This window comes from Streptomyces sp. NPDC050738, assembly GCF_040654175.1.
Classification (GTDB): Bacteria; Actinomycetota; Actinomycetes; order Streptomycetales; family Streptomycetaceae; genus Streptomyces.
Genome location: NZ_JBFAHN010000003.1, coordinates 412,077 through 438,548, shown reverse-complemented (window position 1 = coordinate 438,548; position 26,472 = coordinate 412,077). Strand labels below are relative to the sequence as shown.

Here is a 26,472-nt window from a genome sequence, read left to right as displayed (position 1 = left end):
CCCCCCGCCCGGCGCTCAGCTTCCCTTCTTGACGAAGCCCTCCTTGACCAGCCAGTCCAGCGCCACGTCGTGCGGGTCCTGCCCGTCCACGTCGACCTTGGCGTTCAGCGACTGCGCGACCGCGTTGTTGAGCTTCGCGCTGATCGGGTTGATGACCTCGGCCATCGCCGGGTTCTTCTCCAGCGCCTTGCTGTTGATCTCGGGTGCCGCGTTGTAGTTGGGGAAGAAGTGCCTGTCGTCCTTCATCACGGTCAGGTTCATCGCCTGGATCCGGCCGTCGGTGGTGTACACCTCGCCGAAGGTGCAGGCGCCCTTCTGGACCTGGGTGTAGACGATGCCGGTGTCCATCTGCGTGATGTTCCCGGCGGGGATGTTCATCCCGTACGCCTTCTCCATGCCGGGCAGCCCGTCCGCCCGGTTGGCGAACTCGCTCTCCACGCACAGGGTGACCGCCGACGGGTTCGACTTCGCGAGCGCGGCCACGTCGGAGAGGGTCTTCGTCCCGTACTTCTTCTCGTTGGCCGCGTTCGTCGCCAGCGCATAGGTGTTGTTGAGCGCGGACATCGGCAGCCAGGTGATGCCGTTCTTCAGGTCGGCGTCGTGCACCGCCTGCCACTGCTTCTGCGGGTCGGCGATGGGCGTGGAGTTGCCGAGATAGGTGATCCAGGCGCTGCCCGTGTACTCGTACATCGCGTCCGCGTCGCCGTTCTCGATCGCCGCACGCGCGCCGATCGAGCCCTGGATACCGGTCCGGTCGAGGACGTCCGCACCGGCCGCCTTGAACGCGATGCCCATCATCGCGCCGAGGATCAGCTGCTCGGTGAACTCCTTCGACGCCACCGTGATGTCGGCACCCTTCAGCGGGAGCCCCTTGCCGACCGACCCGGGCACCACGTCGTCGACCATCGGCGAACCGCTGGTCAGGCCGCACCCGGCGAGCAGTACCCCGGTGGCGGCGAGGAGGCCCGCGGTCTTCTTCGTACGACGGAAAGTCCGTGCTGTTCTCATGAGCGCGCCTCCAGACCGCGCGGCGAGAGCAGGATCTCGGCCAGCGAGGCCAGCCAGTCCACCAGCAGGGCCAGGGCCACCGTCAGGATCGAGCCGAGCAGCAGCACCGGCATGCGCTGGTTGGTGATGCCCGTGGTGATCAGTACGCCGAGTCCGCCGCCGCCGCCGAAGGTGGCGAGGGTCGCGGTGCCCACGTTCAGGACCAGTGCGGTCCGCACGCCCGCGAGGATCAGCGGTACGGCCAGGGGCAGTTCGACCTTGGTGAGCACGCCCAGCGGTGACATTCCGATGCCGCGCGCCGCCTCCATCAGGTTCGGGTCGTTCGCCTTGAGGCCCGCGATGGTGTTGGAGAGCACGGGGAGCACGGCGTAGATGATGATGCCGATCAGGGCCGGCTTCTCGCCGATCCCCATCCAGATCACCAGCAGCGCCAGGAGCCCGATCGCCGGCGTCGCCTGCCCCATGTTGGCGAAGGTCATCGCGATGGGGGCGGCTTTGCGGAACGCCTTGCGGGTCAGCAGGATGCCCAGCGGGATCGCGATGATCAGCACGAAGAAGGTGGAGATCACGGTCAGCTGGACGTGCTGCTTGAAGCACTTCCACACGTTTCCGTTGGAGAGCGCGGTCTCGGAGATCGTGTCGAGGTCGGCCCGCTGGAACCAGATCCAGGTGGCCAGCAGGATGAGGATGAGCACCGAGGGCAGCAGCACCAGCTTGAGCGTGCTGATGCGCCGCGCCCTCTTCGCCGGCTCCGCGACGAGCGGCGCCTCCTGCTCGCCCACGCCCTCGTCCCTGAAGGCGAGCCCCTTCACCTCGTGTTCGCCCTCGGGCCGTTGCTCCCGTTTCTGGGTACTCACGCCTCCGGCTCCCCTCCGTCGCCCTCCTGGGCGTGGTGGACCTGCTCGGCGCGCTGCTCCTCCAGCTCGTGCTGGTGCTCCACGGCGTCGAGCCGGTCGGCCTCCAGGAGTTCGTGGACGGAGTTCATCAGCGTCTCCATGTCCACGACGCCTTCGTACGCGCCCCGGTGGCCGGTCACCGCGACGCGGCCCGCGTTGTCGGTCAGTACGGCCTCCAGCGCGTCGCGCAGCGTCGCATCCCGCGTCACCGTGTCGTGTACGAGCGTGCCCGCACGCGCCAGCGAGCCGCGGGCCCGCATCAGGTCGCCGCGCCGCAGCCACTTGTAGGGCCGCCCGCGCTTGTCGAGGAGCAGGAGCTCGTTGGTGTTGGCGGCGCGCAGCTTGTTGAAGATGTCCTGCAGCGGGTCGTCGACGGTCACCGTCGGGTACTCGGTGATCCCCACGTCCCGTACGCGGGTGAGGTTGAGCCGCTTCAGTGCCGCGCCCGCCCCCACGAACCCCGACACGAAGTCGTCGGCGGGGTTGGTGAGGATCGCCTCGGGGGTGTCGAACTGGGCGATCTGCGAGCGCTCCCGCAGCACCACGATCCGGTCACCGAGCTTGATGGCCTCGTCGAAGTCATGGGTGACGAAGACGATCGTCTTGTGCAACTCCCGCTGCAGCCGGATCAGTTCGTCCTGAAGGTGGTCACGGGTGATGGGGTCCACGGCCCCGAAGGGTTCGTCCATCAGCAGTACGGGGGGATCGGCGGCCAGCGCCCGCGCCACCCCGACGCGCTGCTGCTGCCCGCCGGAGAGCTGGCGCGGATAGCGCCCGTGGAACTCGCCGGGGTCGAGACCCACCAGGTCCAGCATCTCCTCCACCCGTGCTTTGACCTTCGCCTTCGGCCAGCCGATCATCTTCGGCACGAGGGAGATGTTCTGGGCGACGGTCATGTGCGGGAAGAGCCCGGACGACTGGATCGCGTACCCGATCTTCCGGCGGAGCTTCACCGGGTCCATGTCGGTGACGTCCTCGCCGTCGATGCGGATCCGCCCGCTCGTCGGCTCGATCAGCCGGTTGATCATCTTCAGGGTGGTGGACTTGCCGCAGCCCGAAGGGCCGACGAAGATGACGAGCTCGCCGGCCTTGATCTCCATGTTGACGCTGTCCACGGCCGGTTCGCCGGTGCCCGGGTAGCGCTTGGTGAGGTTCTCCAGCTCGATGGTCGCGCCGGTGGTGGCGGCGGGCGCTTCCGCGGTCTCGGTGGATGTCGCGGATGTCTCAGACACGGATCCCCCTCGGGATGGTCAGGCGTCCGACGAGGACGTACACGGCGTCGAAGATCAGGGCGAGGACGATGATGCCGAGGGTGCCCGCGAGCACCTGGTTGAGCGCGTTCTTGCTGCCCAGCGAGGCGATCCCGCGGAAGATCTCGTTGCCGAGGCCGGGCCCGGAGGCGTACGCGGCGATCGCGGCGATGCCCATCAGCATCTGCGTGGAGACGCGGATGCCGGTGAGGATCGGCGGCCAGGCGAGCGGCAGCTCCACCTTCACGAGCCGGGCGACGCGCGACATCCCGATGCCTTTCGCGGCATCGATCAGGGCCGGGTCGACACCGCGCAGCCCGACGATCGAGTTACGGACGATGGGGAGCAGCCCGTACAGCGTCAGCGCGATGACGGTGGGGGCCACCCCCAGGCCCACGATGGGGATCAGCAGGCCGATCATGGCCAGCGAGGGGATGGTCAGGATCGTCGACGTGGTGATGGTGGCGAAGCTGCCGCCCCATTCACTGCGGTACGAGACGATGCCGATCAGCACCCCCAGGACGGTCGCGACGATCATGCACTGGAATACGGCGCTCGCGTGTTGGTACGCATCAGCCAGCAGCTGCTGATGGCGGTTGCCGATGTACTCCCAGAAGTTCACGCCGCACACCTCCCGGTCCGCTTCTCCGCCCGGGTCGGGTCAGGTATCTCCTGCCGCCTGCTCCACGAGCGGGATGATCCGCAGCGGAACGGGGTTCTCCATGACGATCGCCGTGGAAGCCCGGACGATGCCATCGAAACCCACCACCAGGTCGATCACCCGCTGGAGATCGGCGTTGGAACGGGCCACGAGCCGGCAGAGCATGTCCCCGTGCCCGGTCGTGGTGTGCAGCTCCAGGACCTCCGGCACCCCGCTCAAGTGCGCCCGGACGTCCGCGCCTTGCCCCTGCTTGATCTCCAGCGTGGCGAAGGCCGTGACGGGATACCCGAGGGCGGCCGGATCCACCTCAGGTCCGAACCCCCGGATGACGCCATTCGACTGAAGCCGGTCGAGACGCGCCTGTACGGTCCCGCGCGCCACCCCGAGCCGCCGGGACGCCTCCTGCACCCCGATCCGCGGCTCCCGCGCCAGCAGCAGGATCAGTCGCCCGTCGAGCGCATCGATGCCCATCGCACCCCTCCACACTTGGTCACTCTGTACAGATAGCGCCCTCATCCTGCCCATCGGCTGGGCAGAATGCCCACCAAAAACGCAAACTATTGCGCACCCTGCGGCCGGGGGAGACGCTTCCCCTATGACTGAGACGACGCAGCACACCTCTGCAACCACCCCCACCACCGCGCGCGAGGCAGACCCCTTCCCGGTCAAGGGAATGGACGCCGTCGTCTTCGCCGTGGGCAACGCCAAGCAGGCCGCGCACTACTACTCCACCGCCTTCGGCATGAAGCTGGTCGCCTACGCGGGCCCGGAGAACGGCAGCCGCGAGACCGCTTCGTACGTCCTCACCAACGGCTCGGCCCGCTTCGTGTTCACCTCCGTCATCCGGGCCACCACCGACCACGGCCGCTTCCTCGCCGACCACGTCGCGGCCCACGGGGACGGCGTGGTCGACCTGGCCATCGAGGTCCCGGACGCGCGGGCGGCGTACGCGTACGCGGTCGGGCACGGGGCGACCGGCCTCACCGAGCCGCACGAGGTCAAGGACGAGCACGGAGTCGTGGTGCTGGCGGCGATCGCGACGTACGGCAAGACCCGCCACACCCTGGTCGAGCGCGGCGCGTACACCGGCCCCTATCTCCCGGGCTTCGCGGCGGCCGACCCGATGGTCGAGCCCCCCGCCAAGCGCACCTTCCAGGCGATCGACCACTGCGTCGGCAACGTCGAGCTCGGCAAGATGAACGAGTGGGTGGCCTTCTACAACAAGGTCATGGGCTTCACGAACATGAAGGAGTTCGTGGGCGACGACATCGCCACCGAGTACTCCGCCCTCATGTCGAAGGTCGTCGCCGACGGCACGCTCAAGGTCAAGTTCCCGATCAACGAGCCGGCGATCGCGAAGAAGAAGTCGCAGATCGACGAGTACCTGGAGTTCTACGGCGGCGCGGGCGTCCAGCACATCGCGCTCGCCACGAACGACATCGTGGCGTCGGTGAAGGCTATGCGCGCGGCGGGCGTGCAGTTCCTCGACACCCCCGACTCCTACTACGACACGCTGGGCGAGTGGGCGGGCGAGACCCGCGTCCCCGTCGAGACGCTGCGCGAGCAGAAGATCCTGGTCGACCGCGACGAGGACGGCTACCTGCTGCAGATCTTCACCAAGCCGGTCCAGGACCGCCCGACGGTGTTCTTCGAGATGATCGAGCGCCACGGCTCGATGGGCTTCGGCAAGGGCAACTTCAAGGCGCTGTTCGAGGCGATCGAGCGCGAGCAGGAGAAGCGCGGCAACCTGTAATTCCGGTACGAGAGTTACGCCCGGTCCGCGCTCCTGCGGGCCGGGCCTCTTCCGTTGCTCTGACCCCTCGCGTCAGATGATCAGGGGGGAGCGCGCGGTATGGCCGAACAGGGAAGCATCAACGTCGAGCCGGAGGAGCGCGACATCGCGGCCGCCTCCACCTCGCTCAACGGATCTGCGATACCAGGGCAGTTGGCCGACACGGGCAGCCTGTGGGGCAGCGCCCCGCACGGCCTCCGCAAGAAGGTCGGCGGCGAGGGCGGCGACAACTGACCATGGCCATGACCCTGCGTACGACCTCGGCCCGGCCATGCCTGCGCCGCGCCCTTTCCTCAGCAGCGCTTCTCGTCCTGCTCGCCACCGGAGGGTGCATGAACGACGACGGCAAGAACGCCCCGCTGCCGGTGAAGAGCCAGGCGAAGGCCGAATACGACGTCCGGGCTCTGCTCGACCTGCTGGCCGAGGAGACCGCGTACTCAGGAAGAAGCTGGAAGCCGAGGGCTACAAGGTCAGTGACTACCGCGAAGGCGACTGGAAGGCGCTCCTCCTGTACGCCCGGCACCGCGAGAGCGGGTTCTTCGTGGACGTCGGCGCCGAGGGCCCGCCGCACGACCAGCTCATCCTGAGCGTGGTGACCCCCTGCTACATGCCGCCGGGCAAGCACCAGGAGCAGATCTCCGCGCCCGCACCACGCCTCCCGCAGGTCGCCCCCGTCCCCGCCGCCGCCACTGACTCCCCCTGGTCGGCCGACCCCTTCGGCTGAGCGTCGACCGCCGCTAGGCTCGGTCCCATGGCCAGGATCAATGACGTGGGCGGGATGCAGGGATTCGGCGCCCTCGACACCACCGACGACAGTGAGCCCTTCCACGCCGACTGGGAGGCCCGCGTCTTCGGCCTCAACCGGGCGCTGATCGCCCAACAGGTCTACAACCTCGACGAGTTCCGCGACGCCGTCGAGTCCATGCCGCCCGCCGAGTACCTCGCCGCCTCCTACTACGAGCGCTGGTTCCACGGCATCGTCGCGCTCCTGGAGCGCAAGGGCGTCATCGCGGCGGGCGAGCTCGATGGCTGACGGCTCGACGGCCGGCGGACGGTTCGCCCCGGGTGCGCGCGTACGGACCACACACCGCGACCCCGTGCACCACACCCGCCTGCCGCGTTACGCCCGTGGAAAGAGCGGCGTCGTCGTCGAGCCCGAGGGCAGCCACCCGCTCGCCGACATCCGGGCGCAGGGGCGCGACGACTTCCCCGTGGAGCCGGTGTACGCGGTCAGGTTCGCGGCGCGTGATCTGTGGGGCGAGGGCGACCACCATGTCGTACTCGACCTGTGGGAAAGCTACTTGGAGCCCGAGGAGGACGAGAAGCCGTGAGCGGTACGCATTCCGACGCCCGGATCTCCCGGCAGGTGCGCCGCCTGGAGACCCTCCTGGAGGAGCGGGGCCTCGTCACCGGCGGCGCCCTCGACGAGGCGATCGACGCCTTCCTCAACGGCGCTTCCCCCGCCAACGGAGCCCGCGTCGTCGCCCGCGCCTGGGTCGACGAGGCGTTCCGTACGCGACTGCTCGACGACGCCAACTCGGCTGTCGCAGAGCTCGGTTACGCGAGCGGGGGAGTGCAGCCCCAGCGGCTGCGCGTCGTCGCGAACACCGACCGCGTCCACAACGTCATCGTCTGCACCCTCTGCTCCTGCTACCCGCTGGGGCTGCTCGGCCCGTCCCCCAGCTGGTACAAGAGCGAGGCCTACCGCTCGCGCGTCGTACGCGAACCCCGGGCCGTCCTGGCCGAGTTCGGGCTGAACCTGCCGGACAGCACGGCGATCACGGTCTGGGACTCCACCTCGGAGTCCCGTTACATGGTGCTGCCCCTCCGCCCGGCCGGGACCAAGGGGCTCGACGAGGCGGCGCTGGCCGCGCTCGTCTCCCGTAACGCACTCATCGGGACAGCGGCTCAGTAGAGCAACTGCCCCGCACTCCGCAGGGCGAGCCCCGCCCCGACCGCGACGACCAGAGAGGCCGTCAGCACGGGAGTCCACGGCCTCAACCGCCGTACCCACCGCATCCGTTGGCCGAGCATCCCCTGGGTCCGGTCGCCGAACCTGGCCACCAGGAGCCCTGCCGCGGTGAGTACGGCGGCCATGCCGACGCCATAGCCGAGCACCAGGCCGATACCGAAGGCCGTACGGTTCAGGGTGATCGCGCCGAGCAGCACCACCAGCGCCGACGGGCTGGGGACGAGGCCGCCGGCGATGCCCATGCCGAGGAGGGTGCGGCGGCGGTAGGGCGCGGGGTGGTGGTGATGCCCGTGGCCGTGGTCGTGTGTGTGCGTGTGCCCGGGTACGTTCTCGGGCCGCGCCCCCCGCAGCAGCATCACCCCCACCCCCGCGACCAGCGCCCCGCTGGCCACACCCAGCCAGCTCAGCATCCGGTCGGCGGCCAGTGATGCCGACACCGTCAGTACGAGACCCAGCGCGAGCACCCCGGCGGTGTGCGTGAACGTCACCGTCGCGCCCACCGCGACCGCGTCCTTCACGCCTCCCCGCCGCCCGGCCATGCACGCCGCCATCACGGTCTTGCCGTGCCCGGGCAGCGCGGCGTGCGCGGCCCCGAGCAGCAGCGACAGCAGGACGGCCGCCAGCCCGACGGGCAGCGTCAGCCGGTCGGTCGCGCTCAGCGCCGCCAGCCGCCCGTCCATCCCCGCCATCCACCCCTCGGCCCCGCCCGGCCGACCGCCCGCGCCCGGGGCCCCGGCGGCGGGCACCGCACCCGCGCCCGCCCCGGCCCCCACCCGCAGCCGTGCGGTCCGTACGTCGAGCGGGTCGCCGAGCAGCTCCTGCGGATAGCGGCCGAGCCGCCCCGAGGCGCTCCGTACCGGAACGTCCGAGCCGCTCAGCCGCGCCCCGCCCGCGGCCCGCGCGGTGATCTCGCGCCAGCCGACACGGCCGGCGTCGGAGGGGTCGGCAAAGGTGATGTCGGCCGGGTGGCTCAGGTCTGCGGCGGCGCTCAACCGGCAGCTGATACGGCTCGTCTCCAGCCCTGCCTGTCCCGCCCGCAGCTCCATCCGGCTCGCATCGACCCGCCACACCAGCGCCCGCCCGCCCGCGTCGGCCCGCAGCCCGCGCCCCAACTCCCAGCAGACCAGGGCCGCATGGCGTGCGGGCCCGCCATCGGCGCGTACGGCACCCGCCGCCTGGAGCGTCGGGATCTCCGCCCGGTCGATGACGGCGTCGTCCTCGATCCGGTCGGGGAGGACCCGCAGCCCGTGGTAGTGGTTCACGGTGAAGTTCCCCAACGGGTGTGCCTGGGCCGGAAGTTGACACCACAGGAGAAGCGTCACCGCGGCGCCCGCCACCACTGCCGCCCGGCGCAGCGCCGCTCTCATGACGCCAGCGCCTTCCGCGCCCGCGGCGCGAACAGCGGCGAGAAGTGCGGGTTCAGCCGCAGTGCCTCGCCCAGGTGGGTCCGGGCCGCGGCGCGCATCCCCAGCGACCGCTCGATCTCGCCCCGGTGGTAGGCGAACAGGGCGCTGCGCGTGCCGATCGCACCCGCCGCCCGCGCGTACTCCAGCGCCTCCGCGTCCCGTCCCGCCCGGTGCAGCGCCCACCCCAGGCCGTCCGCCACCAGCACGCTCCGCCTGCGGCCCCACTCGCGCTCCAGGTCGCGTACCGCCGCTGCGGCGGACCCGTGGTCGGCCTCGTACAGGCCCAGCGTCAGATCGTCCCGCGCGCCGTTCGCCGCGAAGAGCTTCACCTCCGCACGCAGGACCGCGTACTGCGTCCGCGCCTCATGGGCGCGCCCCAGCGATTCGTACAACTCGCCCAGCTCCAGTACGTATTCGGGCAGCGGAACCCGGTCCACCGCCGTCCGGTAGTCCCGCAGCGCCGCCCCGGTCCGCCCCAGCGCCGCCAGCGCCCGCGCCCGGCCGACGAGCGCCGCGTGGTGCTCCGGATCGGTGCGCAGTGCATCGTCGTCGAGGCGCAGCGCGCCCCGTACGTCGCCGCGCTGCCACGCCAGCTCACCCAGCCGCTGCAGGCAAAAGGCGCGCTCGGCCGGGGAGTTGGCGGCATCCAGGGCCTCCCGCAGCGCGAGTGCGGACTCCTCGGTGCGGCCGTGGATCTCCAGCTCGTACGCCGCACGCGTGAAGGCGGGAAGCCCGGGCCGCAGATCGAGCAGCCGCTGTACGGCACGGCTCGCCGCCGGGTAGTCGCCGAGCTGGGTGTACGCGTCCACCAGGACCGGGTACACGCTCCACCGGTCGGGCGCCGCCGCCCGCACCCGCTCGCCCCAGGCCTTCGCCGCCCCGAAGTCGTGCCGGGCGTCGGCGAGCGCGCCCATGCCCGTCAGCGCGTCCGGGTTGGCGGGCGCCACCGCGAGCGAACGCCGCAGCGCCGCCTCCGCCTTGGGGTAGTACGCCGGGTCCATGGAGCGCCTGGCCTGCTCGATCCGCGCGGAGCCGAGCACCGCCCAGGAGGCGGCGTCGTCCGGGTGCTCGCGCAGCCAGCCGCGCCGCGTCTCCACCGTCGCCGCCAGCTCACCGGCCGGGGCGGGTGCTCCGGCCGCGGCCAGCGCACCGCCCTCGGCCCTGGGCGCTGCGACCGGGCCCGGCCCCGGCGCGAGGTCGGGGCCGAGCGCCAGCAGTCCGCCGACGGCCGCGGCGAGTGCCGCGGCCGCGGTCAGTGCGCTGCGCCGGTTACGCAAACGCATGCGGCGTCGCCAGGTACGGGAAGGTGCGCAGGAACGGCTTGCCGCTCCCGATCGTCACCGAAGGCACCAGCTGCGCCGCCCCCTTGGCGCCGGGCTCGCCCATCAGCATCCGGAAGATGACCGGCACGATGTCGTCGGCGGGCCGGCGCCCGTTGGGCCATCCCTGCGGGTCACCGCCGAGCAGTCCCAGCGGGCTGGTCTTCGCGCGCGCCGGGGTGTTCAGGTTCAGCCGCAGTTCCTCGGCGGGCACCAGGCCGGACGCGTCCTGGTTCATGCTGTGCGAGTTGATTCCGGGGATGCCGGTGAGGAACAGCTCCTCGATGTCCGTGCGCGGGACGGCGGGCACCGGGATCCAGCCGTGGAGCCGGTGTACGGCACGGGGGTGTCCGGGTCCCGCACGGCCTTCATCAGACCGGCGTCCTTGTGGTCGCTGTCGGGCGTCGCCCAGTTGAACCGGTCGGCCTGCCCGCCGCGGGTGCCGGTCGGCAGCCCGTCCTGGAAGAGGCTCTCGCCGAAGAAGGGATTGCCCATCCGTCCCACCTGCCGGTAGGTCCCCGCGCCCCTGCGCAGGTCCTTGCGCAGGTCCTTGCTCAGATCCAGCGAGTGCCTGGCCGCCGTGGACCAGACGCCGATCACCGGGTTGCGGGCGGGGTTCCCGCCGAGCGCGACCTCGCTCTTGGGTACTTGCAGCGCGATGGTGTCGACGTTGGTGAGGACCGTCGGGTTGACCGGGGGCAGCACCGGCGCACCGGCCTTGAGCAGGGCGAAGACCCCGGCGTTGAAGATGAAGGAGTCCGCGGACTGCCCGGCCATGGTCCGGCCGCCGCCCTTCAGGGCGGTGGTGGCCTCGGTGCGCAGCGCCCCGTAGTCGGGCATCTGGACGAGGCCCGCGTGCGGCGGGGCGGCGACGTGGTCCCGTACGAGAACCTCCTCGTGCCCCTGCGCGATCCGCTTCAGCGAGTAGTGCTGACGGAACTTCAGGTTGGGCGAGTCCAGGGAGGCGACCCGGCCGAAGGCGGCGCCGCCGACCGAGAACGCGCGCAGGTCCTCGTCCCAGAAGTCCCAGCGGTAGGTGGTCTCGGGCCTGCCGTCGCCCGACGCGTCGATGTTGATGTCGTAGTGCGTACGGGTCGCGAACGGCTCGAAGCCCGCAGGGTTCCCCGGCGGGATGACCGGGTGGTAGTTGGCGATGAAGGTGACGGTGTCCGGGGCGTCCGGGCTGGTGAAGGCGTACAGGTCGGTCCCGTCGACGGCCGGGTCGCCCGCGACGGTCGGAGCGTCCACATGGCTCGCGGCCTCGGGGCTGCCGGTGCCGGGGCCGGCGATGATGCCGGTGGCCAGCACGGTCCCTGCGACGGCCGTCAGGGCGGTGTGCCGGACCGATCTCCGCAGGGTTCCAGGTCTGAGTTTGTTCATGTTTCTCTGCTCCTCGATCCATATGTCTTCGGGCTTGATCACCTTGCGTCTGTGTGTGATCGACAGCTGGCCCTGAGAGAGCAGGAACGGGGAGGTTCACACCGATGGCTGCGGGTGCGAGGCTGGAGGCATGAATGATCTTCTCGACCAGCTGCGCACGGGCCTTCCCGCAGAGACGCTGATCTCCGACCCGGACGTCATGGCCTCGTACGCACACGACATGGCGAGCTTCTGCGAGTCCGGCACCCCCGCCGTCGTGGTGCTCCCGCGCACCGTCGAGCAGGTCCAGCACGTCATGCGCACGGCAACGGCCCTGCGCGTCCCCGTCGTCCCGCAGGGCGCCCGCACGGGCCTCTCCGGGGCGGCGAACGCCAGCGACGGCTGCATCGTCCTCTCGCTCACCAAGATGGACCGCATCCTGGAGATCAGCACCGTCGACCGGATCGCGGTCGTCGAGCCCGGCGTCGTGAACGCCGTCCTCTCACGCGCCGTCGCCGAGCAGGGCCTCTACTACCCGCCGGACCCCTCCAGCTGGGAGATGTGCACCATCGGCGGCAACATCGGCACGGCATCGGGCGGGCTGTGCTGTGTGAAGTACGGAGTGACGGCCGAGTACGTACTGGGCCTCGATGTCGTGCTCGCCGACGGCCGGCTGCTGAGCACGGGCCGCCGTACGGCCAAGGGTGTGGCGGGCTACGACCTCACGCGGCTGTTCGTCGGCTCCGAGGGCAGCCTGGGCATCGTCGTCCGCGCCGTACTCGCCCTCAAGCCCGCCCCGCCCAGGCAGTTGGCGCTCGCCGCCGAGTTCCCCTCCGCGGCCGCCGCCTGCGACGCCGTCTGCCGGATCATGGAGGAGGGGCACACCCCGTCACTCCTCGAACTCATGGACCGCACCACCATCCAGGCCGTCAACAAGATGGCGCAGATGGGACTCCCCGAGACCACCGAGGCCCTCCTCCTCGCGGCCTTCGACACCCCCGACGCCGCCGCCGACCTGGGAGCCGTCGGCGCGCTCTGCGCGGCCGCCGGAGCCACCGAGGTCGTCCCCGCCGAGGACGCCGCCGAGTCCGAACTCCTCCTGCAGGCACGCCGGATGTCCCTCACGGCGCTGGAGACCGTCAAGTCGGCCACGATGATCGACGACGTCTGTGTGCCGCGCTCACAGCTCGGAGCGATGATCGAAGGCACGGCGGTCATCGCCGAGAAGTACGACCTCACCATCGGCGTCTGCGCCCACGCGGGCGACGGCAACACACACCCGGTGGTCTGCTTCGACCACGAGGACGCCGACGAGTCCCGCAGGGCCCGCGAGTCCTTCGACGAGATCATGGCGCTCGGTCTGGAACTCGGCGGCACGATCACCGGCGAACACGGCGTGGGCGTACTGAAGAAGGAGTGGCTGGCCCGCGAACTGGGCCCGGTCTCGGTCGAGTTGCACCAGGGCATCAAGGCCGCCTTCGACCCCCTGGGACTGCTCAACCCGGGCAAGGTCTTCTGAGCCCGCCGCAGGCCGTACACGGCCGCGTCTCACGCACCCTCCTCCGGGGCAGACTCGTCGGAGGGCCAGGGGTCCCGCAGCCAGAGATCGTCGGCGGGCAGCGGAGCGAGCAGCTCCGCCAGCCCCTCGTCGATCCCGAGCTGCGCGGTCTCCGAACCCGGAGGCACGATCCGCAGGGTGCGCTCCATCCAGGCGGAGACCTGCGCCGAGGGCGCTTCGAGCAGAGCGTCCCCGTCCGGGGAGGTCAGGGCGATGCAGATGACGTTGCGCGCCTCGACCTTGGTCGGCCAGATCCGCACATCGCCGTGACCGCACGCCCGGAAGACCCCCTCGACGAGCAGCTCGCGCGCGAAGGTCCAGTTGACGGGGGTGTCGGAGGCGATGTGGAAGCTGATGTGCACGGCGTACGGATCGTCCGTGCGATACGTCAGCCTGGCCGGCACGGGGATGCTGCGCTCGGGCGACAGCACCAGCTTGAGCTCGAGTTCGCGTTCGACGACGGTGTTCATGACGCGGGTTCCTCTCGTCCTGTGCGGGCCCGGAGCGGGCCGCTACAGGTGAGAGCGCGCAGGCCGGAGTTCATTACGCGGGTTTCGGGACTGATTTCAGGAAACTTTCCGATGCCCGGAAAGTGGCGCATACGGCAGGACCGGCCCGCCGGTGCACAGCGGTCTGATAGATGTGGTCCTTTGAAACAAGGCCTCTAGGAGATACGGGACCACGGTGATGAGCGCCCCCACCCCGGCCACCGGAGACGGCAGCCCCACACCCGGCTACTATCCGGATCCCTCAATTCCGGGATATGTCCGCTTCTGGAACGGTGGGTCCTGGGTCCCCGGTACGAGCCGTCCCGCGCCGACCGACGGCGAGGCGCCGCCGGCCGCGCCCACCGGCACGTCCGCACCTGCTGCCGCGCCCGCACCCGCGCCCGCACCCGCCGTTCCTCCGGCGGAGGAGACCGGGCCGATGTTCCTCGACGAGGAGCCGGAGTACGACAGCCGGCAGGAGCCCGCCTCCGCCTGGCAGGCCGACACCGCACGGCAGACCGGATTCGGCGGCGAGCGCGACCAGCGGGTCTCCTGGGGCGGCCCCGTGCCGTCGCAGGCTCCCGCACAGGACCCGCGCGGAGCGGCCCAGACTCCGGCCCAGCAGCAGGCGGCCCAACAGCAGGCAGCCGCGCTCCCGGCGTCGCCGACCCCGGCCGCGCTTCCTCCCGTACGGCAGCCGGCCTCGGAAGGCACGGCCCTGATCCGGCGCGTCCAGCGCCCCGAGCCGGAGCCCGCGCAGAGTCCGGAACCCGAGCCCGACCGCACCACCGCGATCCGCGCCGTGCGCCCCCGGGGCGCGTCCGCCGCCACGAACCGCACCGACGGCACCATGGCCATCCGGTCGCTCCCGCAGGGGCAGGCCCCGTCCGCCCCGCAGCAGCCGGCCCCCGCCCAGGCGCAGCCCGCCCCGCTCCCCGTACCGCCCCAGCCCCAGCAGCCCCACCCCGAGGCGCTGAACTCACCCACGACGCCCGGCCCCGGCGGCGGTGCGGCGTCCTGGGCGCAGCAGGTCCATCAGCTGGCCCAGCCCGACGTCCAGCAGCAGGCGCCGCAGCAGCCCGGGCCCCAGCAGGCGGGAGCGCAGCAGGGCGGGTCCCAGCAGGCCGCCCCCTGGAAGCCCCCGACCCTCGACCCCTTCGCGCAGCTCGCCCAGGCCCAGTCCAACGCCCGGCCCGGCGGTCTCGGCAAGCGCCTGGCCGCCCGGCTGATCGACACGCTCGTCCTGGGCGCGGCCGTCGGCGCGATCGCGGCCCCCTTCGTCACCAAGGCCACCGACCACATCAACGCCAAGATCGACGAGGCCAAGCTCTCCGGCCAGACCGTCACGGTCTGGCTGCTCGACGGGACCACGGCGACGTACCTCGGCATCGTGCTCGGGGCCTTCCTGGTCCTCGGCGTGCTGTACGAGGCCGTACCGACCGGCAAATGGGGCCGCACGCTGGGCAAGAAGCTCTGCGGTCTCGACGTACGGGGCATCGAGTCGCACGAGCCCCCCGGTTTCGCCGCGGCGCTGCGCCGCTGGCTGGTCTACGGGGTCCTGGGGCTGATCGCCATCGGCGTCCTCAACGTCCTGTGGTGCCTCTTCGACCGCCCGTGGCGCCAGTGCTGGCACGACAAGGCGGCCGGGACCTTCGTCGCGGCGAGCTGACAGCTCGTCACTCGTACGGCCTCGACCGGATGGCGTCGGGGCCCGGGTCGCGTTCGACTCGGGCCATGAGCACCCAGCCGCCCGAGGACGACCCGTTCCTCAAGAAGCCGCAGGACAACACTCCGCCGTCGGGCGACCCGTACGGCGCGTCCCAGACGCCCCCGCCGCCTCCACCGCCCCAGGGCCCGCCGTCCGGTTCGCCGTACGGTTCGCCGTACGACAACGCCCCGCCCCCGCCGTACGACCCGAACGCCTACGGCGGCGGCGCGGGCTACGGAGACGCGGACCCGCTCGCCGGGATGCCGCCGCTCGCCGAGAGCGGCAAGCGCGTACTGGCCCGGCTGATCGACATCGTGATCATCTCGGCGGTCATCTGGCTGATCCTGCTCATCTTCGGCGGGTTCAAGTACGACACGGACCACATCAACTACGGCCGCCAGGCCGCGCAGAGCGTGCTCGCCGCGGTGCTCTACATCGGCTACGACGTCTACATGACCGTCAAGCAGCAGGGTCAGACCGTCGGCAAGCGCGTCATGAAGCTGCGGGTCGCCAACCTCAACGACGGCTCCATCCCCACGATGCAGACCGCCTTCGTGCGGGCAGCGGTGCTCTGGCTGCCCGCCGTGTTCTGCTGCGCGTGCGTCTGGACCCTGATCTGTGGCGGCTGGAGCTTCGTCGACAAGCCGTACAAGCAGGGCCTGCACGACAAGGCGGGCAAGACCGTGGTGGTGTCGGCGGGCTAGCAGCCCCCGGACGCTCAGTACTCAACGCCGCAGCGAGGGCTCACTGACTCGCTCGGCACCCGTACGGGAGGTACGGGGCTGCGGCACCCGGGCAGGTGGGACGGAGGCGGCGGCGTGGTCTTCCAGGACCGCGCGCGCCGCCTTCGGCATGGGTACGGTCAGCGCGACCAGCAGCCCGAGAACCAGGGCGGCAAGGACGATGACGCCGACGCCGACGCCTGTCTCCGTGCGGGAGAGCAGGAGCATGGCGACGGTCGAGAAGATGACGGTGGCCGAACCGTAGGAGAGCTGTGCGGCAGTCGGACGCGGCATGGCGATATCCGTCCTCGGGACAGCGATGAGGGAACAAGTCGGTCTCGACTCTGCAAAGCATTCCGTCGAGCGACTCTATTCCGACGGATGCCCGAGCGGAACGCTTGGTAAGCGTGACCTAACCCACGGTGGGGAGGCATGGGGGGCGCACGGAGTCATACCGCCATCCAACTGGCGAGACGGACGCGCCGGTTGAGCGGTGCGCGGGGGCATGGGCGGGAGGTCGTGACCGTGTTCGGATAACGGAACGCCCTTTCGCATAATGCAGTCACCGCACTCACGTCAAGATCTGTTATTTCTTCCTCACCTCCGGTCAAATGGCGTCACATGTGACACGTGGCGCTCCTGCGCCACGGAGGAGGGGAACTTCTAAGTGACCACGAAGAGACGGGCGTTGCGATCCACCGCCGTCCTCATCACCCTCGCGGCGACCGCCGCGACCGGATCGGCGATGAGCTCGGCGCAGGCGGACAACAAGGCCCCGGCCGGCATCGACCGCCGTGACCCGGGCACCATGAACGGCCAGAAGGACGACCTCGACGGCCCGTTCAGCAAGCAGCAGGACAAGGAGCGCCAGGCCGCGCTCGAGCAGGTCATATCCGGCTCCAAGCAGGTGCAGCAGCGCGGCGCCTCCAAGGTCGTCAAGCTCAGTGACAAGAAGTACGTCGAGCTCGGCCGCGAGAAGACCGACAAGATCTTCACGGTCCTCGCGGAGTTCGGCACCCAGGTCGACAACACCACGATGTTCGACCCGGACGGCGACGGCCCCAAGCCGCCCGTCAAGAAGTACGGCGGCGCCCCCGGCCCCGCGCACAACGAGATAGCCGCGCCGGACCGTGCGAAGGACAACAGCACGGCCTGGCAGGCGGACTACAACCAGAAGCACTTCTCGGACCTGTACTTCGGTACGGGCAAGGGAGTCAACTCCCTCAAGACCTACTACGAGAAGACCTCGTCGGGCCGCTACTCGGTCGACGGTGAAGTCTCCGCGTGGGTCAAGGTCCCGTACAACGAGGCCCGTTACGGCTCCAACTACTGCGGCGCCAGCAACTGCGCCAACGTGATGGACCTGGTCCGCGACGGCGTCACCGCCTACGCGGCCGACCAGAAGGCACAGGGCAAGACCGACGCCCAGATCAAGGCGGACCTCGCCCAGTACGACCAGTGGGACCGCTACGACTACGACGGCGACGGCAACTTCAACGAGCCGGACGGTTACATCGACCACTTCCAGATCGTGCACGCCGGCGAGGACGAGTCCGCAGGCGGCGGCGTCCAGGCCACGGACGCACTCTGGGCGCACCGCAGCTACGCCTACGGCACCGGAGCCGGCAAGACCGGCCCGGCCGACAACAAGGCCGGCGGCACCGAGATCGGTTCCACCGGCATCTGGGTCGGCGACTACACGATGCAGCCCGAGAACGGCGGCCTCGGCGTCTTCGCGCACGAGTACGGCCACGACCTGGGCCTCCCGGACCTGTACGACACCACCAACACCGCCGAGAACTCGGTCGGTTTCTGGTCCCTGATGTCGGCGGGCTCCTGGCTGGGCACCGCCCAGAACGCGATCGGCAACCTGCCGGGCGACATGACCGCCTGGGACAAGCTGCAGCTGGGCTGGCTCGACTACGACAAGGCCAAGGCGGCCACCAACTCCACGCACAAGCTGGGCGTTTCGGAGTACAACACCAAGAACCCGCAGGCGCTCGTCGTCTCGCTGCCCGACAAGGCAGTCACCACCACCGTCGTGAAGCCCGCCGAGGGCTCCAAGCAGTGGTGGAGCGGCATGGGTGACAACCTCAACAACACCCTGACGCGCTCCGTCGACCTGACGGGCAAGACGTCGGCCTCCCTGGACCTTTCGGGCTGGTGGGACATCGAGAAGGACTACGACTACCTCTACACCGAGGTCTCCACGGACGGCGGCGCCAACTGGACGCCGATCGACGGCACCGCCGACGGCGCCACGATCACCCGTGACGGCAGCGACCAGCCGGCCCTGACCGACGTCTCGGGCGCGTACAAGAAGCTCTCGTACCCGCTCAACGCCTACGCCGGCAAGAAGATCGACGTCCGCTTCCGCTACACCTCGGACGGCGGCGTGGCCCAGAAGGGCTTCGCGGCCGACGCGATCTCGGTCACCGCGGACGGTGCGGCGCTCTTCACGGACAACGCCGAGGGCGACGACAACGGCTGGACGGCGAAGGGCTTTTCGCGCATCGGTGAGTCGTTCACCAACGACTACCCGCAGTACTACATCGCCGAGAACCGCCAGTACGTCAGCTACGACCAGACGCTGAAGGTCGGCCCGTACAACTTCGGGTTCGCCACGACGCGTCCGGACTGGGTGGAGTACTACTCCTACCGTCCCGGTCTGGTCATCTGGCAGTGGGACACCTCGCAGGCGGACAACAACGTCAGCGCGCACCCCGGCCAGGGCCTGATCCTGCCGATCGACGCGCACGCCAAGCCGCTGAAGTGGGCGGACGGCACGGTGCTCCGCAACAAGATCCAGCCGTTCGACGCGGCCTTCGGCTGGTACCCGGTTCCCGGCTTCACCCTCCACAAGGCCGATGTGGCGACCCGCATCGCGCCGCAGCTGGGCGTCCCGGTCTTCGACGACCACAAGGGCACCTACTGGTACGAGGAGAACAAGACGGGAAGCGTGAAGGTTACTGACACGAACACCCGGATCACGGTCGTCAACCAGCCGCTGAGCGGCTCGACGATCACCGTTTCGGTCGGTGCTTCACACCGCTGAATCGCATAACCGCAGGTCAAACCATGATCGGCCGTCGCCCTCTAGCGGGGTGGCGGCCGATCGTGTTTAGGTGCGTCCTACGAAGCCTTATTGACGCGACGTCTCACGGGGGAGATGAATGACATGCCTGGTGGAGGATTCGCCAGACTTCCGGGCGGCAGCGTGGTGGTCGCCCTCACGCTTCCGGTCGACGACCACAGGATCCGCATACTGGTGCACGCGGGCAACCGCGCCCGCGCCCTGACGAGGCTGCGGAACCTGGGCCTGCGAGCGGTCTACCTGCGCGGCAACAGCCAGCCGCCGACACCGGACGAGATCACGGCGGTGCTGCACCACCCGGACGGCCTGATCTGGCGCACGGCACCGGAGGCCGCGGAGGAGCTGTGGCACCCGATAAGGGCGCTCAGGATGGCGAAATAGAGCCCCTCCGGCGATTGAGGAGCGGGGGTCCGGGGGCGGAGCCCCCGAAGGCGACGCCGCCCCCGCTCACACCACCGGCTTACCGCTCAGCTCGACGCCCGCGCCCCGCATCTCCTCCAGCGCCCGCTCCGTGGTCTCCTCGGCGACCCCCGCCGTGAGGTCAAGGAGCACATGGGCCGCGAACCCGGCCCGCACCGCATCCAGCGCCGTGGCCCGCACGCAGTGATCCGTGGCGATGCCCACCACGTCCACCGCGCTCACCTCCCGCGCCCGAAGCCAGTCCGCCAGCGTCTGGCCGTTCTCGTCGAGCCCTTCGAAGCCGCTGTACGCAGCCGCGTACGCACCCTTGTCGAAGACCGCGTCGATCGCCCCCGAGGCGACGACCGGCGCGAAGTTCGGGTGGAAGCCGACGCCCTCCGTCCCGGCGACGCAGTGCACGGGCCAGGAGTGGACGTAGTCCGGGTTCTGCGAGAAATGGTCACCGGGGTCCACGTGGTGGTCACGCGTGGCGACCACGTGCCGGTAGCAGGCCGGCGCCTGCCCGATCAGGTCGGTGATCGCGGCGGCGACATCCGCACCGCCCGCGACGGCCAGGGACCCGTTCTCGCAGAAGTCGTTCTGCACATCGACGACGATCAAGGCGCGGTGCATGGGCGGTGTCCTTCATCGGAGGTTCATCGGGAGAAAGAGGGCGGACAGTGCGCGGACAGCGGGCGGCGAGTCCAGCGTAGAGACTCCAACGCCCCTGCGGCAGTGGGCATTTGGGGCGAGCGTCAGCCCCCGTGCCGCGAGGGTCAGGCGTACTCGGTCGGGATGACCGGCTCGCCCCGGGAGAGCTGGATCGCCGACATCGGCAGCGTCGCCCGCACCGCCAGGTGCCGCTCGCGCACCGCGTCCAGCGGCTCACGTGCCACGACCTCGCCGCCCTTGACGAGCTCGACCAGGAGCTGGCTGTCCACCAGCTCGGCCGGTACGGGCCCGGTGCCGACGACCTCCGCCTCCGCGAAGCCCTCCGCGTCCGTACGCCGCGCGGCCCACTTGCGGCCGCCGACCGAGTACTTGCCGCCCATCGACTTCTTGGCGACCGAAACCAGCGGGTCCGAGGGGTCGGCCGAGGCGGCACGCGCCACCAGCTTGTAGACCATCGAGCAGGTCGGGTGCCCGCTGCCGGTCACCAATTGCGTGCCGACGCCGTACGCATCCACGGGCGCGGCCGCCAGCGAGGCGATCGCGTACTCGTCCAGATCCGACGTGACCACGATCTTCGTCGCGGTGGCCCCCATCGCGTCCAGCTGCTGCCGCACCTTGTGCGCGACGAGCAGCAGGTCACCGGAGTCGATGCGCACCGCGCCCAGATCGGTCCCGGCGACCTCGACGGCCGTCCGTACGGCCTCCTTGACGTCGTAGGTGTCCACGAGCAGCGTCGTCCCGCGCCCGAGCGAGTCGACCTGCGCCGTGAAGGCGTGCCGCTCGCTGTCGTGGAGCAGGGTGAAGGCGTGCGCGCTGGTGCCCACGGTCGGGATTCCGTACCGGAAACCGGCGGCCAGATCCGACGTCGTGGAGAAGCCGCCCACGTACGCGGCCCGCGCGGAGGCCACGGCCGCCAGCTCGTGCGTGCGCCGCGCGCCCATCTCGATCAGCGGCCGCCCGCCCGCGGCGGCCGACATCCGGGAGGCCGCGGCGGCGATCGCCGAGTCGTGGTTGAGGATGGACAGGATCACGGTCTCGAGGAGCACGCACTCCGCGAACGACCCCTCGACCCGCATCAGGGGGGAGCCGGGGAAGTACACCTCGCCCTCCGGGTAGCCCCAGATGTCGCCGCTGAAGCGGTACGAGGCGAGCCACTCGGCGGTCGGAGCGTCGACGATGCCGTTCTCGCGCAGAAAGGCGAGCACTGGCTCGTCGAACCGGAAGTTCTCGACAGCGTCCAGGACCCGGCCCGTGCCCGCCACGACGCCGTAGCGCCGCCCCTCGGGCAGCCGGCGGGTGAAGACCTCGAAGACGGAGCGCCGCTCGGCGGTGCCGGCCTTGAGGGCGGCCTGGAGCATGGTCAGCTCGTACTGGTCCGTGAAAAGGGCTGTCGACGGAACATCCACCGGCAGTCCAAGGTCCGCAGTGTTCATAGGACGGATGCTACCCCTATCTCGTCAGAGTGACGAGATCTAGGGGCCCATGTGTGCGGTGCCCTCCCCGTGGTGGCAGCATGGGAGGGGTGAGTGTCGCTCCCGTAGAGATCGAACGTCCCGAATCGGCCGAGTCGGAGGAAACCTTCGCCGTCCCCGAACCCGACGTCCCCTGGGTGACGCTCGTCCACAACGACCCCGTGAACCTCATGAGCTACGTCAGCTATGTGTTCCAGAGCTACTTCGGCTACTCCAAGGGCAAGGCCCACAAGCTGATGCTCGACGTGCACCAAAAGGGCCGGGCCGCCGTTTCCAGCGGCAGCCGCGAGGAGATGGAACGCGATGTGCAGGCCATGCACGGGTACGGACTGTGGGCGACGATGACCCAGGACCGCAACTGATGGCCGGGCAGTTCGAACCCGTCCCCGGCGGCGGCGCGACCGTCGAGCTCGACGAGGTGGAGATCTCCATCCTGCGCTCGCTCGCCGTGCAGCTCCTCGAACTGGTCGGCCCCGGCGACGAACCGGCCGAGGGCGAGGACCCCCTGGCGGCGCTCTTCGCCGAAGGGCCCAGCGAACCCCCGTCGGACCCGGCGCTGGCCCGACTGTTCCCGGATGCGTACGGCGAGGAGAACCCGGAGCACTCCGCCGAGTTCAGGCGCTTCACGGAGAACGACCTGCGCACCCGCAAGCGCGAGGACGCGCTCGCGATGATCCGCACCCTGGACGCGGCCGGCGCATCCGACGTCACCCTCTCCGCCGAGGACTCGCTCCACTGGCTCGGCGCCTTCAATGACCTGCGCCTGACGATCGGGACCCGGCTGGAGGTCTCCGACGACGAGGACGACCGCGGGCTCTACCGGCTCCCGGACGACGACCCGCGCAAGCCGATGGTGATGGCGTATCTGTGGCTCGGGGCGCTCCAGGAGACCTTGATCGAAACGCTCATGCCGTAAGGCGCTGTTCGCTCAGCGGACCCTCAATTCCGCATAACGATCACGTCACTACTGCAAAGACCTTTGCTGCGGTAATGCCGCTTTGTCTGGTTCTTCCAGTGGTGTGCGCCACATGTGCCCAAGATGATCACTTATGAGGCCGTGGTAAATCTTCTCGACCGCTCGGGGACGCCACCCCTGTTCCCCGAGGGCGCTACAGCCGGCAGACCGCCGGCGGCACTCCATCCACATCCCTCAAGGATCGTCACAGTCGGTCCGAGCCAGTACGCGAGTACGGCCGGGTCGGCATGGAGAAAGGCGCATCACCATGACCTCAGTGCAGGTCGATCAGGTCCACGACAGCAGTGAGGCCGAAGACTCCGACGGCGACGGCGGCTACCAGCGCGGGCTAGGCGCCCGCCAGATCCAGATGATCGCCATCGGCGGCGCGATCGGCACCGGGCTCTTCCTCGGAGCGGGCAAGGGCATCTCCAAGGCCGGCCCCAGCCTGATCCTCGCCTACGCCATCGCGGGCCTCGTCATCTTCTTCATCATGCGGGCGCTCGGCGAGCTCCTCATGTACCGCCCCGTGGCCGGATCCTTCTCCGAATACGCACGCGAGTTCATCGGCCCCTTCGCGGGCTTCGTGACCGGCTGGACGTACTGGCTCTTCTGGGTCGTCACCGGCATCACCGAGGTCACCGCGGCGGCCACGTACATGACGTACTGGTGGGACATCCCCCAGTGGCTCTCCGCCCTCGTCTTCACGGTCATCCTCTACGGCGTGAACCTGATCTCCGTGAAGCTCTTCGGCGAGCTCGAGTTCTGGTTCAGCATGGTCAAGGTCACCGCGATCGTCGGCATGATCCTGATCTGCGCCGGCATCCTCACCCTCGGCTTCTCCGACGCCGGTGACACCGCCTCCGTGACCCACCTGTGGTCGGACGGCGGCTTCTTCCCGCACGGCATCGGCTCGACCCTCATGACCCTGCAGATGGTCATGTTCGCGTTCCTCGCCGTCGAACTGGTCGGCGTCACGGCGGGCGAGTCCAAGGACCCCAAGACGGTCCTCCCCAAGGCCATCAACACCGTCCCGTGGCGCATCGCCGTCTTCTACGTCGGCGCGCTGATCATGATCCTCTCGGTCGTGCCGTGGACGAACTTCGCGGCGGGCAGGAGCCCGTTCGTCGACGCCTTCGACAAGATGGGCATGGCCGCGGGCGCGGGCATCGTCAACTTCGTCGTACTGACCGCGGCGCTCTCCTCCTGCAACTCGGGCATGTACTCCACCGGCCGCATGCTGCGCGACCTCGCGCTCAACGGCCAGGGCCCGAAGGCCTTCACCAGGCTCACCAAGTCCGGCACCCCGCTGATCGGCACCACGGTCTCGGCCGCGCTGATGATGGTCGGCGTCTGGATCAACTACCAGTGGCCCGGCGAGGCGTTCAACTACGTCGTCTCCTTCGCCACCATCTCCGGCATGTGGGCCTGGATCGTCATCCTGGTCTGCCAGATGCGCTACCGCCTGAAGTCCGACCGCGGCGAACTGCCCGTCTCCACGTTCCGCGCACCGGGCGGCCTGTGGACCAGCGGCTTCGCGCTCGCCTTCATCCTGATGGTGATCGTCCTCATGGGCATCGACAAGGACGCCAGGGTCTCCCTCTACGCCGCTCCGGTGTGGGGCGCGATACTGGCCGTCTCGTACGTCGTACTGAAGAAGCGCAGCCCCCAGGGCGCGGCCTTCGCCAAGCGCGGCTGACACCGCGGCATCTCACCAGATGGGCCGCCGCGTACCGGAATCCGGTACGCGGCGGCCCGTTTGCTTATCCTTCTCGGCATGCTGACCATCACCCGGACCCTCCACGACCAGATCGTGGCGCACGCGCGCGCCGACCACCCCGACGAGGCCTGCGGCGTCGTCGCGGGCCCGGTGGGGGAGGGCCGCCCCGAGCGCTTCATCCCCATGCTGAACGCCGCCCGCTCGCCGACCTTCTACGAGTTCGACTCGGCGGACCTCCTCAAGCTCTACCGCGACATGGACGACCGCGACGAGGAGCCGGTGATCGTCTACCACTCGCACACGGCGACCGAGGCCTATCCCTCGCGCACGGACATCACCTACGCGAACGAGCCGGGCGCCCACTATGTCCTGGTCTCCACGGCGGACGCGGACGACGCGGGCCCCTTCCAGTTCCGCTCGTACCGCATCGTCGACGGCGAGGTCACGGAGGAAGAAATCAAGATCGTCCACTAATTGGACGCTTCCGTCCCACCCCTCAAGACGCGACTCCGAAATCAGGACCGGGAATCGATACGATGAGCGCATGGTTCTCCACGACGTGAGCGAAAAGACGCCGGGCACGCTGCTGCTCGTTGCGCGCCTCCACGTCGACCTGTGCCGACTGTCGAGCGCCATGTGTTGCTGCCGCGCCGAAGTGTGAGCCCGGCCCCGCCCGCCCACGCACCACAAGCACCGCCCCGCGGCCCAGCCGTGCGCGCCCCCGCCTTCCCTCTCCTCCCGACTGGAGTCCAGCCATGGCCATCGAGGTCCGCATCCCGACCATCCTCCGCACCTACACCGACGGCGCCAAGGCCGTCGAGGGCAGCGGCGCCACCCTCGCCGACCTGCTCGACGACCTCGAGACCCGGCACAACGGCATCCAGGCGCGCATCGTCGACGGCGAGAAGCTCCGCCGCTTCGTGAACGTCTACCTCAACGACGAGGACGTCCGCTTCCTCGACGGCATCTCCACCAAGCTCACCGACGGCGACAACGTCACGATCCTTCCGGCCGTGGCCGGCGGCATGGTCTGAGCCCGATGCGCTACGACAGTTCCCTGGCCGCCGTAGGAAACACCCCGCTGGTGCGCCTCCCGCGCCTGTCCCCGTCGGACGACGTCCGCATCTGGGCCAAGCTGGAGGACCGCAACCCCACCGGCTCGATCAAGGACCGCCCCGCGCTCCACATGGTCGAACAGGCGGAGAAGGACGGCCGGTTGACCCCCGGCTGCACGATCCTGGAGCCCACCAGCGGCAACACCGGCATCTCGCTCGCGATGGCGGCCAAGCTCAAGGGCTACAACATCGTCTGCGTCATGCCGGAGAACACCTCCCAGGAGCGCCGCGACCTGCTCACGATGTGGGGCGCGGAGATCATCTCGTCCCCCGCGGCGGGCGGCTCCAACACGGCGGTACGGGTGGCCAAGGAACTGGCGGCGGAGAACCCGACCTGGGTGATGCTCTACCAGTACGGAAACCCGGACAACGCGGGCGCCCACTACGCCACCACGGGCCCCGAGATCCTCGCCGACCTCCCCTCCATCACGCACTTCGTGGCGGGCCTGGGCACGACGGGCACGCTGATGGGGGTGGGCCGCTACCTCCGCGAGAACGTGGAGGGCATCAAGATCGTCGCGGCCGAACCGCGCTACGACGACCTGGTCTACGGCCTGCGCAACCTCGACGAGGGCTTCGTCCCGGAGCTCTACGACGCCTCGGTCCTGACCACACGCTTCTCGGTGGGCTCGGCCGACGCGGTCACCCGCACCCGCGAACTCCTCCAGCAGGAGGGGATCTTCGCGGGGGTCTCCACCGGGGCCGCGCTGCACGCGGCGATCGGTGTGGGCAAGAAGGCGGTCGCGGCGGGCGAGACGGCGGACATCGTGTTCGTGGTCGCCGACGGCGGCTGGAAGTACTTGTCGACGGGCGTCTACACGGCGGAGACGACGGAGGCGGCGATCGAGACGCTGCAGGGACAGCTCTGGGCGTAGGAAAATCAGCAGCCCGTCCGGCGCTTCAGGA

29 protein-coding genes and 1 pseudogene are annotated in these 26,472 nt (G+C 69.8%); 18 read left to right on the top strand and 12 right to left on the bottom strand.

What is annotated here, in order from left to right:
* Nucleotides 1-15: 15 nt before the first annotated feature.
* Genes AB0H78_RS10110 through AB0H78_RS10090 form a run of 5 tightly spaced genes read right to left on the bottom strand, consistent with a single transcriptional unit; the run spans nt 16 to nt 4,286 of the window.
* A complete protein-coding gene (locus AB0H78_RS10110; protein WP_363233803.1) occupies nt 16-1,008 on the bottom strand; it encodes a glycine betaine ABC transporter substrate-binding protein in 993 nt (330 codons plus the stop codon).
* Entirely contained in the window at nt 1,005-1,865 is an 861-nt protein-coding gene (locus AB0H78_RS10105; protein ID WP_363233802.1) for an ABC transporter permease, read from the bottom strand. The genes AB0H78_RS10110 and AB0H78_RS10105 overlap by 4 nt, the downstream gene beginning before the upstream one ends.
* Nucleotides 1,862-3,136: a betaine/proline/choline family ABC transporter ATP-binding protein gene (locus tag AB0H78_RS10100; RefSeq protein ID WP_363233800.1), complete on the bottom strand. Its 1,275-nt coding sequence runs from the start codon at nt 3,134-3,136 to the stop codon at nt 1,862-1,864. The genes AB0H78_RS10105 and AB0H78_RS10100 overlap by 4 nt, the downstream gene beginning before the upstream one ends.
* Nucleotides 3,129-3,776 (bottom strand): ABC transporter permease, encoded by a 648-nt coding sequence (locus AB0H78_RS10095; RefSeq protein WP_363233799.1) that lies wholly within the window; start codon nt 3,774-3,776, stop codon nt 3,129-3,131. Before AB0H78_RS10095 ends, AB0H78_RS10100 begins: the two co-directional genes overlap by 8 nt.
* 39 nt (nt 3,777-3,815) lie before the next feature.
* Nucleotides 3,816-4,286 (bottom strand): Lrp/AsnC family transcriptional regulator, encoded by a 471-nt coding sequence (locus AB0H78_RS10090; RefSeq protein ID WP_363233798.1) that lies wholly within the window; start codon nt 4,284-4,286, stop codon nt 3,816-3,818.
* 124 nt (nt 4,287-4,410) lie between these two features.
* Here AB0H78_RS10090 and hppD point away from each other — a divergent pair, with 124 nt between their 5' ends.
* The 6 genes from hppD to nthA all read left to right on the top strand — a co-directional run bounded on the left by hppD (nt 4,411) and on the right by nthA (nt 7,522).
* Nucleotides 4,411-5,568 (top strand): 4-hydroxyphenylpyruvate dioxygenase, encoded by a 1,158-nt coding sequence (gene hppD / locus AB0H78_RS10085; RefSeq protein WP_363233797.1) that lies wholly within the window; start codon nt 4,411-4,413, stop codon nt 5,566-5,568.
* 99 nt (nt 5,569-5,667) lie between these two features.
* Complete coding sequence (locus AB0H78_RS10080) at nt 5,668-5,841, top strand: hypothetical protein (protein WP_363233796.1); 174 nt, start codon at nt 5,668-5,670, stop codon at nt 5,839-5,841.
* 94 nt (nt 5,842-5,935) lie between these two features.
* Complete coding sequence (locus tag AB0H78_RS10075) at nt 5,936-6,331, top strand: hypothetical protein (protein ID WP_363233795.1); 396 nt, start codon at nt 5,936-5,938, stop codon at nt 6,329-6,331.
* 27 nt (nt 6,332-6,358) lie between these two features.
* Nucleotides 6,359-6,640 carry a hypothetical protein gene (locus tag AB0H78_RS10070; protein ID WP_363233794.1) on the top strand — a complete coding sequence of 94 codons (282 nt, stop codon included), beginning with the start codon at nt 6,359-6,361 and terminating at the stop codon, nt 6,638-6,640.
* Nucleotides 6,633-6,938: an SH3-like domain-containing protein gene (locus tag AB0H78_RS10065; RefSeq protein ID WP_363233792.1), complete on the top strand. Its 306-nt coding sequence runs from the start codon at nt 6,633-6,635 to the stop codon at nt 6,936-6,938. The genes AB0H78_RS10070 and AB0H78_RS10065 overlap by 8 nt, the downstream gene beginning before the upstream one ends.
* A complete protein-coding gene (nthA, locus tag AB0H78_RS10060) occupies nt 6,935-7,522 on the top strand; it encodes a nitrile hydratase subunit alpha (protein WP_363233791.1) in 588 nt (195 codons plus the stop codon). The genes AB0H78_RS10065 and nthA overlap by 4 nt, the downstream gene beginning before the upstream one ends.
* Here nthA and AB0H78_RS10055 read toward each other — a convergent pair.
* The 3 genes and pseudogenes from AB0H78_RS10055 to AB0H78_RS10045 all read right to left on the bottom strand — a co-directional run bounded on the left by AB0H78_RS10055 (nt 7,516) and on the right by AB0H78_RS10045 (nt 11,684).
* Nucleotides 7,516-8,946 carry a nickel transporter gene (locus tag AB0H78_RS10055; protein ID WP_363233790.1) on the bottom strand — a complete coding sequence of 477 codons (1,431 nt, stop codon included), beginning with the start codon at nt 8,944-8,946 and terminating at the stop codon, nt 7,516-7,518. The two genes, nthA and AB0H78_RS10055, sit on opposite strands and share 7 nt — an antisense overlap.
* The gene (locus AB0H78_RS10050) at nt 8,943-10,268 is read right to left on the bottom strand and encodes a tetratricopeptide repeat protein (RefSeq protein WP_363233789.1); all 1,326 of its coding nucleotides are present in this window, start codon (nt 10,266-10,268) and stop codon (nt 8,943-8,945) included. Before AB0H78_RS10050 ends, AB0H78_RS10055 begins: the two co-directional genes overlap by 4 nt.
* Nucleotides 10,255-11,684: pseudogene (locus AB0H78_RS10045) on the bottom strand (DUF4331 domain-containing protein). The gene AB0H78_RS10050 and the pseudogene AB0H78_RS10045 overlap by 14 nt, the downstream one beginning before the upstream one ends.
* Before the next feature lie 130 nt (nt 11,685-11,814).
* Here AB0H78_RS10045 and AB0H78_RS10040 point away from each other — a divergent pair.
* Complete coding sequence (locus tag AB0H78_RS10040) at nt 11,815-13,182, top strand: FAD-linked oxidase C-terminal domain-containing protein (protein WP_363233788.1); 1,368 nt, start codon at nt 11,815-11,817, stop codon at nt 13,180-13,182.
* Between the two features lie 29 nt (nt 13,183-13,211).
* Here AB0H78_RS10040 and AB0H78_RS10035 read toward each other — a convergent pair whose 3' ends face one another.
* Nucleotides 13,212-13,691 carry an SsgA family sporulation/cell division regulator gene (locus AB0H78_RS10035; RefSeq protein WP_363233787.1) on the bottom strand — a complete coding sequence of 160 codons (480 nt, stop codon included), beginning with the start codon at nt 13,689-13,691 and terminating at the stop codon, nt 13,212-13,214.
* 217 nt (nt 13,692-13,908) lie between these two features.
* On the opposite strand from AB0H78_RS10035, the gene AB0H78_RS10030 reads away from it, so the two are divergent.
* Both AB0H78_RS10030 and AB0H78_RS10025 read left to right on the top strand, forming a co-directional pair.
* On the top strand, nt 13,909-15,378 hold the full coding sequence (locus tag AB0H78_RS10030) for an RDD family protein (RefSeq protein ID WP_363233786.1): 1,470 nt from the start codon (nt 13,909-13,911) through the stop codon (nt 15,376-15,378).
* Between the two features lie 65 nt (nt 15,379-15,443).
* Nucleotides 15,444-16,121, top strand: coding sequence for an RDD family protein (locus AB0H78_RS10025; protein ID WP_363233785.1), 678 nt, complete (start codon nt 15,444-15,446; stop codon nt 16,119-16,121).
* A 21-nt stretch (nt 16,122-16,142) separates the two neighbouring features.
* Here the strand turns inward: AB0H78_RS10025 and AB0H78_RS10020 are convergent, their stop codons facing one another.
* Nucleotides 16,143-16,433: a hypothetical protein gene (locus AB0H78_RS10020; protein ID WP_363233784.1), complete on the bottom strand. Its 291-nt coding sequence runs from the start codon at nt 16,431-16,433 to the stop codon at nt 16,143-16,145.
* Nucleotides 16,434-16,806: 373 nt separating this feature from the next.
* Between AB0H78_RS10020 and AB0H78_RS10015 the strand changes: the two genes are divergently transcribed.
* Nucleotides 16,807-19,194, top strand: a complete 2,388-nt coding sequence (locus AB0H78_RS10015) for an immune inhibitor A domain-containing protein (RefSeq protein ID WP_363233783.1) — start codon at nt 16,807-16,809, stop codon at nt 19,192-19,194.
* Nucleotides 19,195-19,317: 123 nt separating this feature from the next.
* Nucleotides 19,318-19,614 (top strand): hypothetical protein, encoded by a 297-nt coding sequence (locus AB0H78_RS10010; protein WP_363233782.1) that lies wholly within the window; start codon nt 19,318-19,320, stop codon nt 19,612-19,614.
* A gap of 66 nt (nt 19,615-19,680) precedes the next feature.
* On the opposite strand, the gene AB0H78_RS10005 is transcribed toward AB0H78_RS10010, so the two are convergent.
* Both AB0H78_RS10005 and AB0H78_RS10000 read right to left on the bottom strand, forming a co-directional pair.
* A complete protein-coding gene (locus AB0H78_RS10005) occupies nt 19,681-20,265 on the bottom strand; it encodes an isochorismatase family protein (protein ID WP_363233781.1) in 585 nt (194 codons plus the stop codon).
* A 143-nt stretch (nt 20,266-20,408) separates the two neighbouring features.
* Nucleotides 20,409-21,737: a nicotinate phosphoribosyltransferase gene (locus tag AB0H78_RS10000; protein ID WP_363233780.1), complete on the bottom strand. Its 1,329-nt coding sequence runs from the start codon at nt 21,735-21,737 to the stop codon at nt 20,409-20,411.
* Nucleotides 21,738-21,817: 80 nt separating this feature from the next.
* Here AB0H78_RS10000 and clpS point away from each other — a divergent pair, with 80 nt between their 5' ends.
* The 7 genes from clpS to AB0H78_RS09965 all read left to right on the top strand — a co-directional run bounded on the left by clpS (nt 21,818) and on the right by AB0H78_RS09965 (nt 26,441).
* The gene (gene clpS / locus AB0H78_RS09995) at nt 21,818-22,138 is read left to right on the top strand and encodes an ATP-dependent Clp protease adapter ClpS (RefSeq protein WP_363233779.1); all 321 of its coding nucleotides are present in this window, start codon (nt 21,818-21,820) and stop codon (nt 22,136-22,138) included.
* Nucleotides 22,138-22,692 carry a DUF2017 domain-containing protein gene (locus tag AB0H78_RS09990; protein ID WP_363233778.1) on the top strand — a complete coding sequence of 185 codons (555 nt, stop codon included), beginning with the start codon at nt 22,138-22,140 and terminating at the stop codon, nt 22,690-22,692. Before clpS ends, AB0H78_RS09990 begins: the two co-directional genes overlap by 1 nt.
* Before the next feature lie 307 nt (nt 22,693-22,999).
* Nucleotides 23,000-24,430 carry an amino acid permease gene (locus AB0H78_RS09985; protein WP_363233777.1) on the top strand — a complete coding sequence of 477 codons (1,431 nt, stop codon included), beginning with the start codon at nt 23,000-23,002 and terminating at the stop codon, nt 24,428-24,430.
* A 78-nt stretch (nt 24,431-24,508) separates the two neighbouring features.
* A complete protein-coding gene (locus AB0H78_RS09980; RefSeq protein ID WP_363233776.1) occupies nt 24,509-24,925 on the top strand; it encodes a M67 family metallopeptidase in 417 nt (138 codons plus the stop codon).
* A gap of 70 nt (nt 24,926-24,995) precedes the next feature.
* Nucleotides 24,996-25,112: a putative leader peptide gene (locus tag AB0H78_RS09975; RefSeq protein ID WP_363233775.1), complete on the top strand. Its 117-nt coding sequence runs from the start codon at nt 24,996-24,998 to the stop codon at nt 25,110-25,112.
* 94 nt (nt 25,113-25,206) lie between these two features.
* Entirely contained in the window at nt 25,207-25,485 is a 279-nt protein-coding gene (locus AB0H78_RS09970; protein WP_363233774.1) for a MoaD/ThiS family protein, read from the top strand.
* 5 nt (nt 25,486-25,490) lie between these two features.
* On the top strand, nt 25,491-26,441 hold the full coding sequence (locus AB0H78_RS09965) for a cysteine synthase (protein ID WP_363233773.1): 951 nt from the start codon (nt 25,491-25,493) through the stop codon (nt 26,439-26,441).
* Nucleotides 26,442-26,472: the final 31 nt, after the last annotated feature.

Excerpts from the sequence above, each read along its gene's own strand:
- AB0H78_RS10110 (WP_363233803.1), bottom strand. The coding sequence starts at position 1,008 with ATGAGAACAGCACGGACTTTCCGTCGTACGAAGAAGACCGCGGGCCTC.
- AB0H78_RS10090 (WP_363233798.1), bottom strand. The coding sequence starts at position 4,286 with ATGGGCATCGATGCGCTCGACGGGCGACTGATCCTGCTGCTGGCGCGG.
- hppD (WP_363233797.1), top strand. The coding sequence starts at position 4,411 with ATGACTGAGACGACGCAGCACACCTCTGCAACCACCCCCACCACCGCG.
- AB0H78_RS10080 (WP_363233796.1), top strand. The coding sequence starts at position 5,668 with ATGGCCGAACAGGGAAGCATCAACGTCGAGCCGGAGGAGCGCGACATC.
- AB0H78_RS10070 (WP_363233794.1), top strand. The coding sequence starts at position 6,359 with ATGGCCAGGATCAATGACGTGGGCGGGATGCAGGGATTCGGCGCCCTC.
- AB0H78_RS10065 (WP_363233792.1), top strand. The coding sequence starts at position 6,633 with ATGGCTGACGGCTCGACGGCCGGCGGACGGTTCGCCCCGGGTGCGCGC.
- AB0H78_RS10055 (WP_363233790.1), bottom strand. The coding sequence starts at position 8,946 with ATGAGAGCGGCGCTGCGCCGGGCGGCAGTGGTGGCGGGCGCCGCGGTG.
- AB0H78_RS10050 (WP_363233789.1), bottom strand. The coding sequence starts at position 10,268 with ATGCGTTTGCGTAACCGGCGCAGCGCACTGACCGCGGCCGCGGCACTC.
- AB0H78_RS10040 (WP_363233788.1), top strand. The coding sequence starts at position 11,815 with ATGAATGATCTTCTCGACCAGCTGCGCACGGGCCTTCCCGCAGAGACG.
- AB0H78_RS10035 (WP_363233787.1), bottom strand. The coding sequence starts at position 13,691 with ATGAACACCGTCGTCGAACGCGAACTCGAGCTCAAGCTGGTGCTGTCG.
- AB0H78_RS10030 (WP_363233786.1), top strand. The coding sequence starts at position 13,909 with ATGAGCGCCCCCACCCCGGCCACCGGAGACGGCAGCCCCACACCCGGC.
- AB0H78_RS10025 (WP_363233785.1), top strand. The coding sequence starts at position 15,444 with ATGAGCACCCAGCCGCCCGAGGACGACCCGTTCCTCAAGAAGCCGCAG.
- AB0H78_RS10020 (WP_363233784.1), bottom strand. The coding sequence starts at position 16,433 with ATGCCGCGTCCGACTGCCGCACAGCTCTCCTACGGTTCGGCCACCGTC.
- AB0H78_RS10010 (WP_363233782.1), top strand. The coding sequence starts at position 19,318 with ATGCCTGGTGGAGGATTCGCCAGACTTCCGGGCGGCAGCGTGGTGGTC.
- AB0H78_RS10005 (WP_363233781.1), bottom strand. The coding sequence starts at position 20,265 with ATGCACCGCGCCTTGATCGTCGTCGATGTGCAGAACGACTTCTGCGAG.
- AB0H78_RS10000 (WP_363233780.1), bottom strand. The coding sequence starts at position 21,737 with ATGAACACTGCGGACCTTGGACTGCCGGTGGATGTTCCGTCGACAGCC.
- clpS (WP_363233779.1), top strand. The coding sequence starts at position 21,818 with ATGGGAGGGGTGAGTGTCGCTCCCGTAGAGATCGAACGTCCCGAATCG.
- AB0H78_RS09990 (WP_363233778.1), top strand. The coding sequence starts at position 22,138 with ATGGCCGGGCAGTTCGAACCCGTCCCCGGCGGCGGCGCGACCGTCGAG.
- AB0H78_RS09985 (WP_363233777.1), top strand. The coding sequence starts at position 23,000 with ATGACCTCAGTGCAGGTCGATCAGGTCCACGACAGCAGTGAGGCCGAA.
- AB0H78_RS09980 (WP_363233776.1), top strand. The coding sequence starts at position 24,509 with ATGCTGACCATCACCCGGACCCTCCACGACCAGATCGTGGCGCACGCG.
- AB0H78_RS09975 (WP_363233775.1), top strand. The coding sequence starts at position 24,996 with ATGGTTCTCCACGACGTGAGCGAAAAGACGCCGGGCACGCTGCTGCTC.
- AB0H78_RS09970 (WP_363233774.1), top strand. The coding sequence starts at position 25,207 with ATGGCCATCGAGGTCCGCATCCCGACCATCCTCCGCACCTACACCGAC.
- AB0H78_RS09965 (WP_363233773.1), top strand. The coding sequence starts at position 25,491 with ATGCGCTACGACAGTTCCCTGGCCGCCGTAGGAAACACCCCGCTGGTG.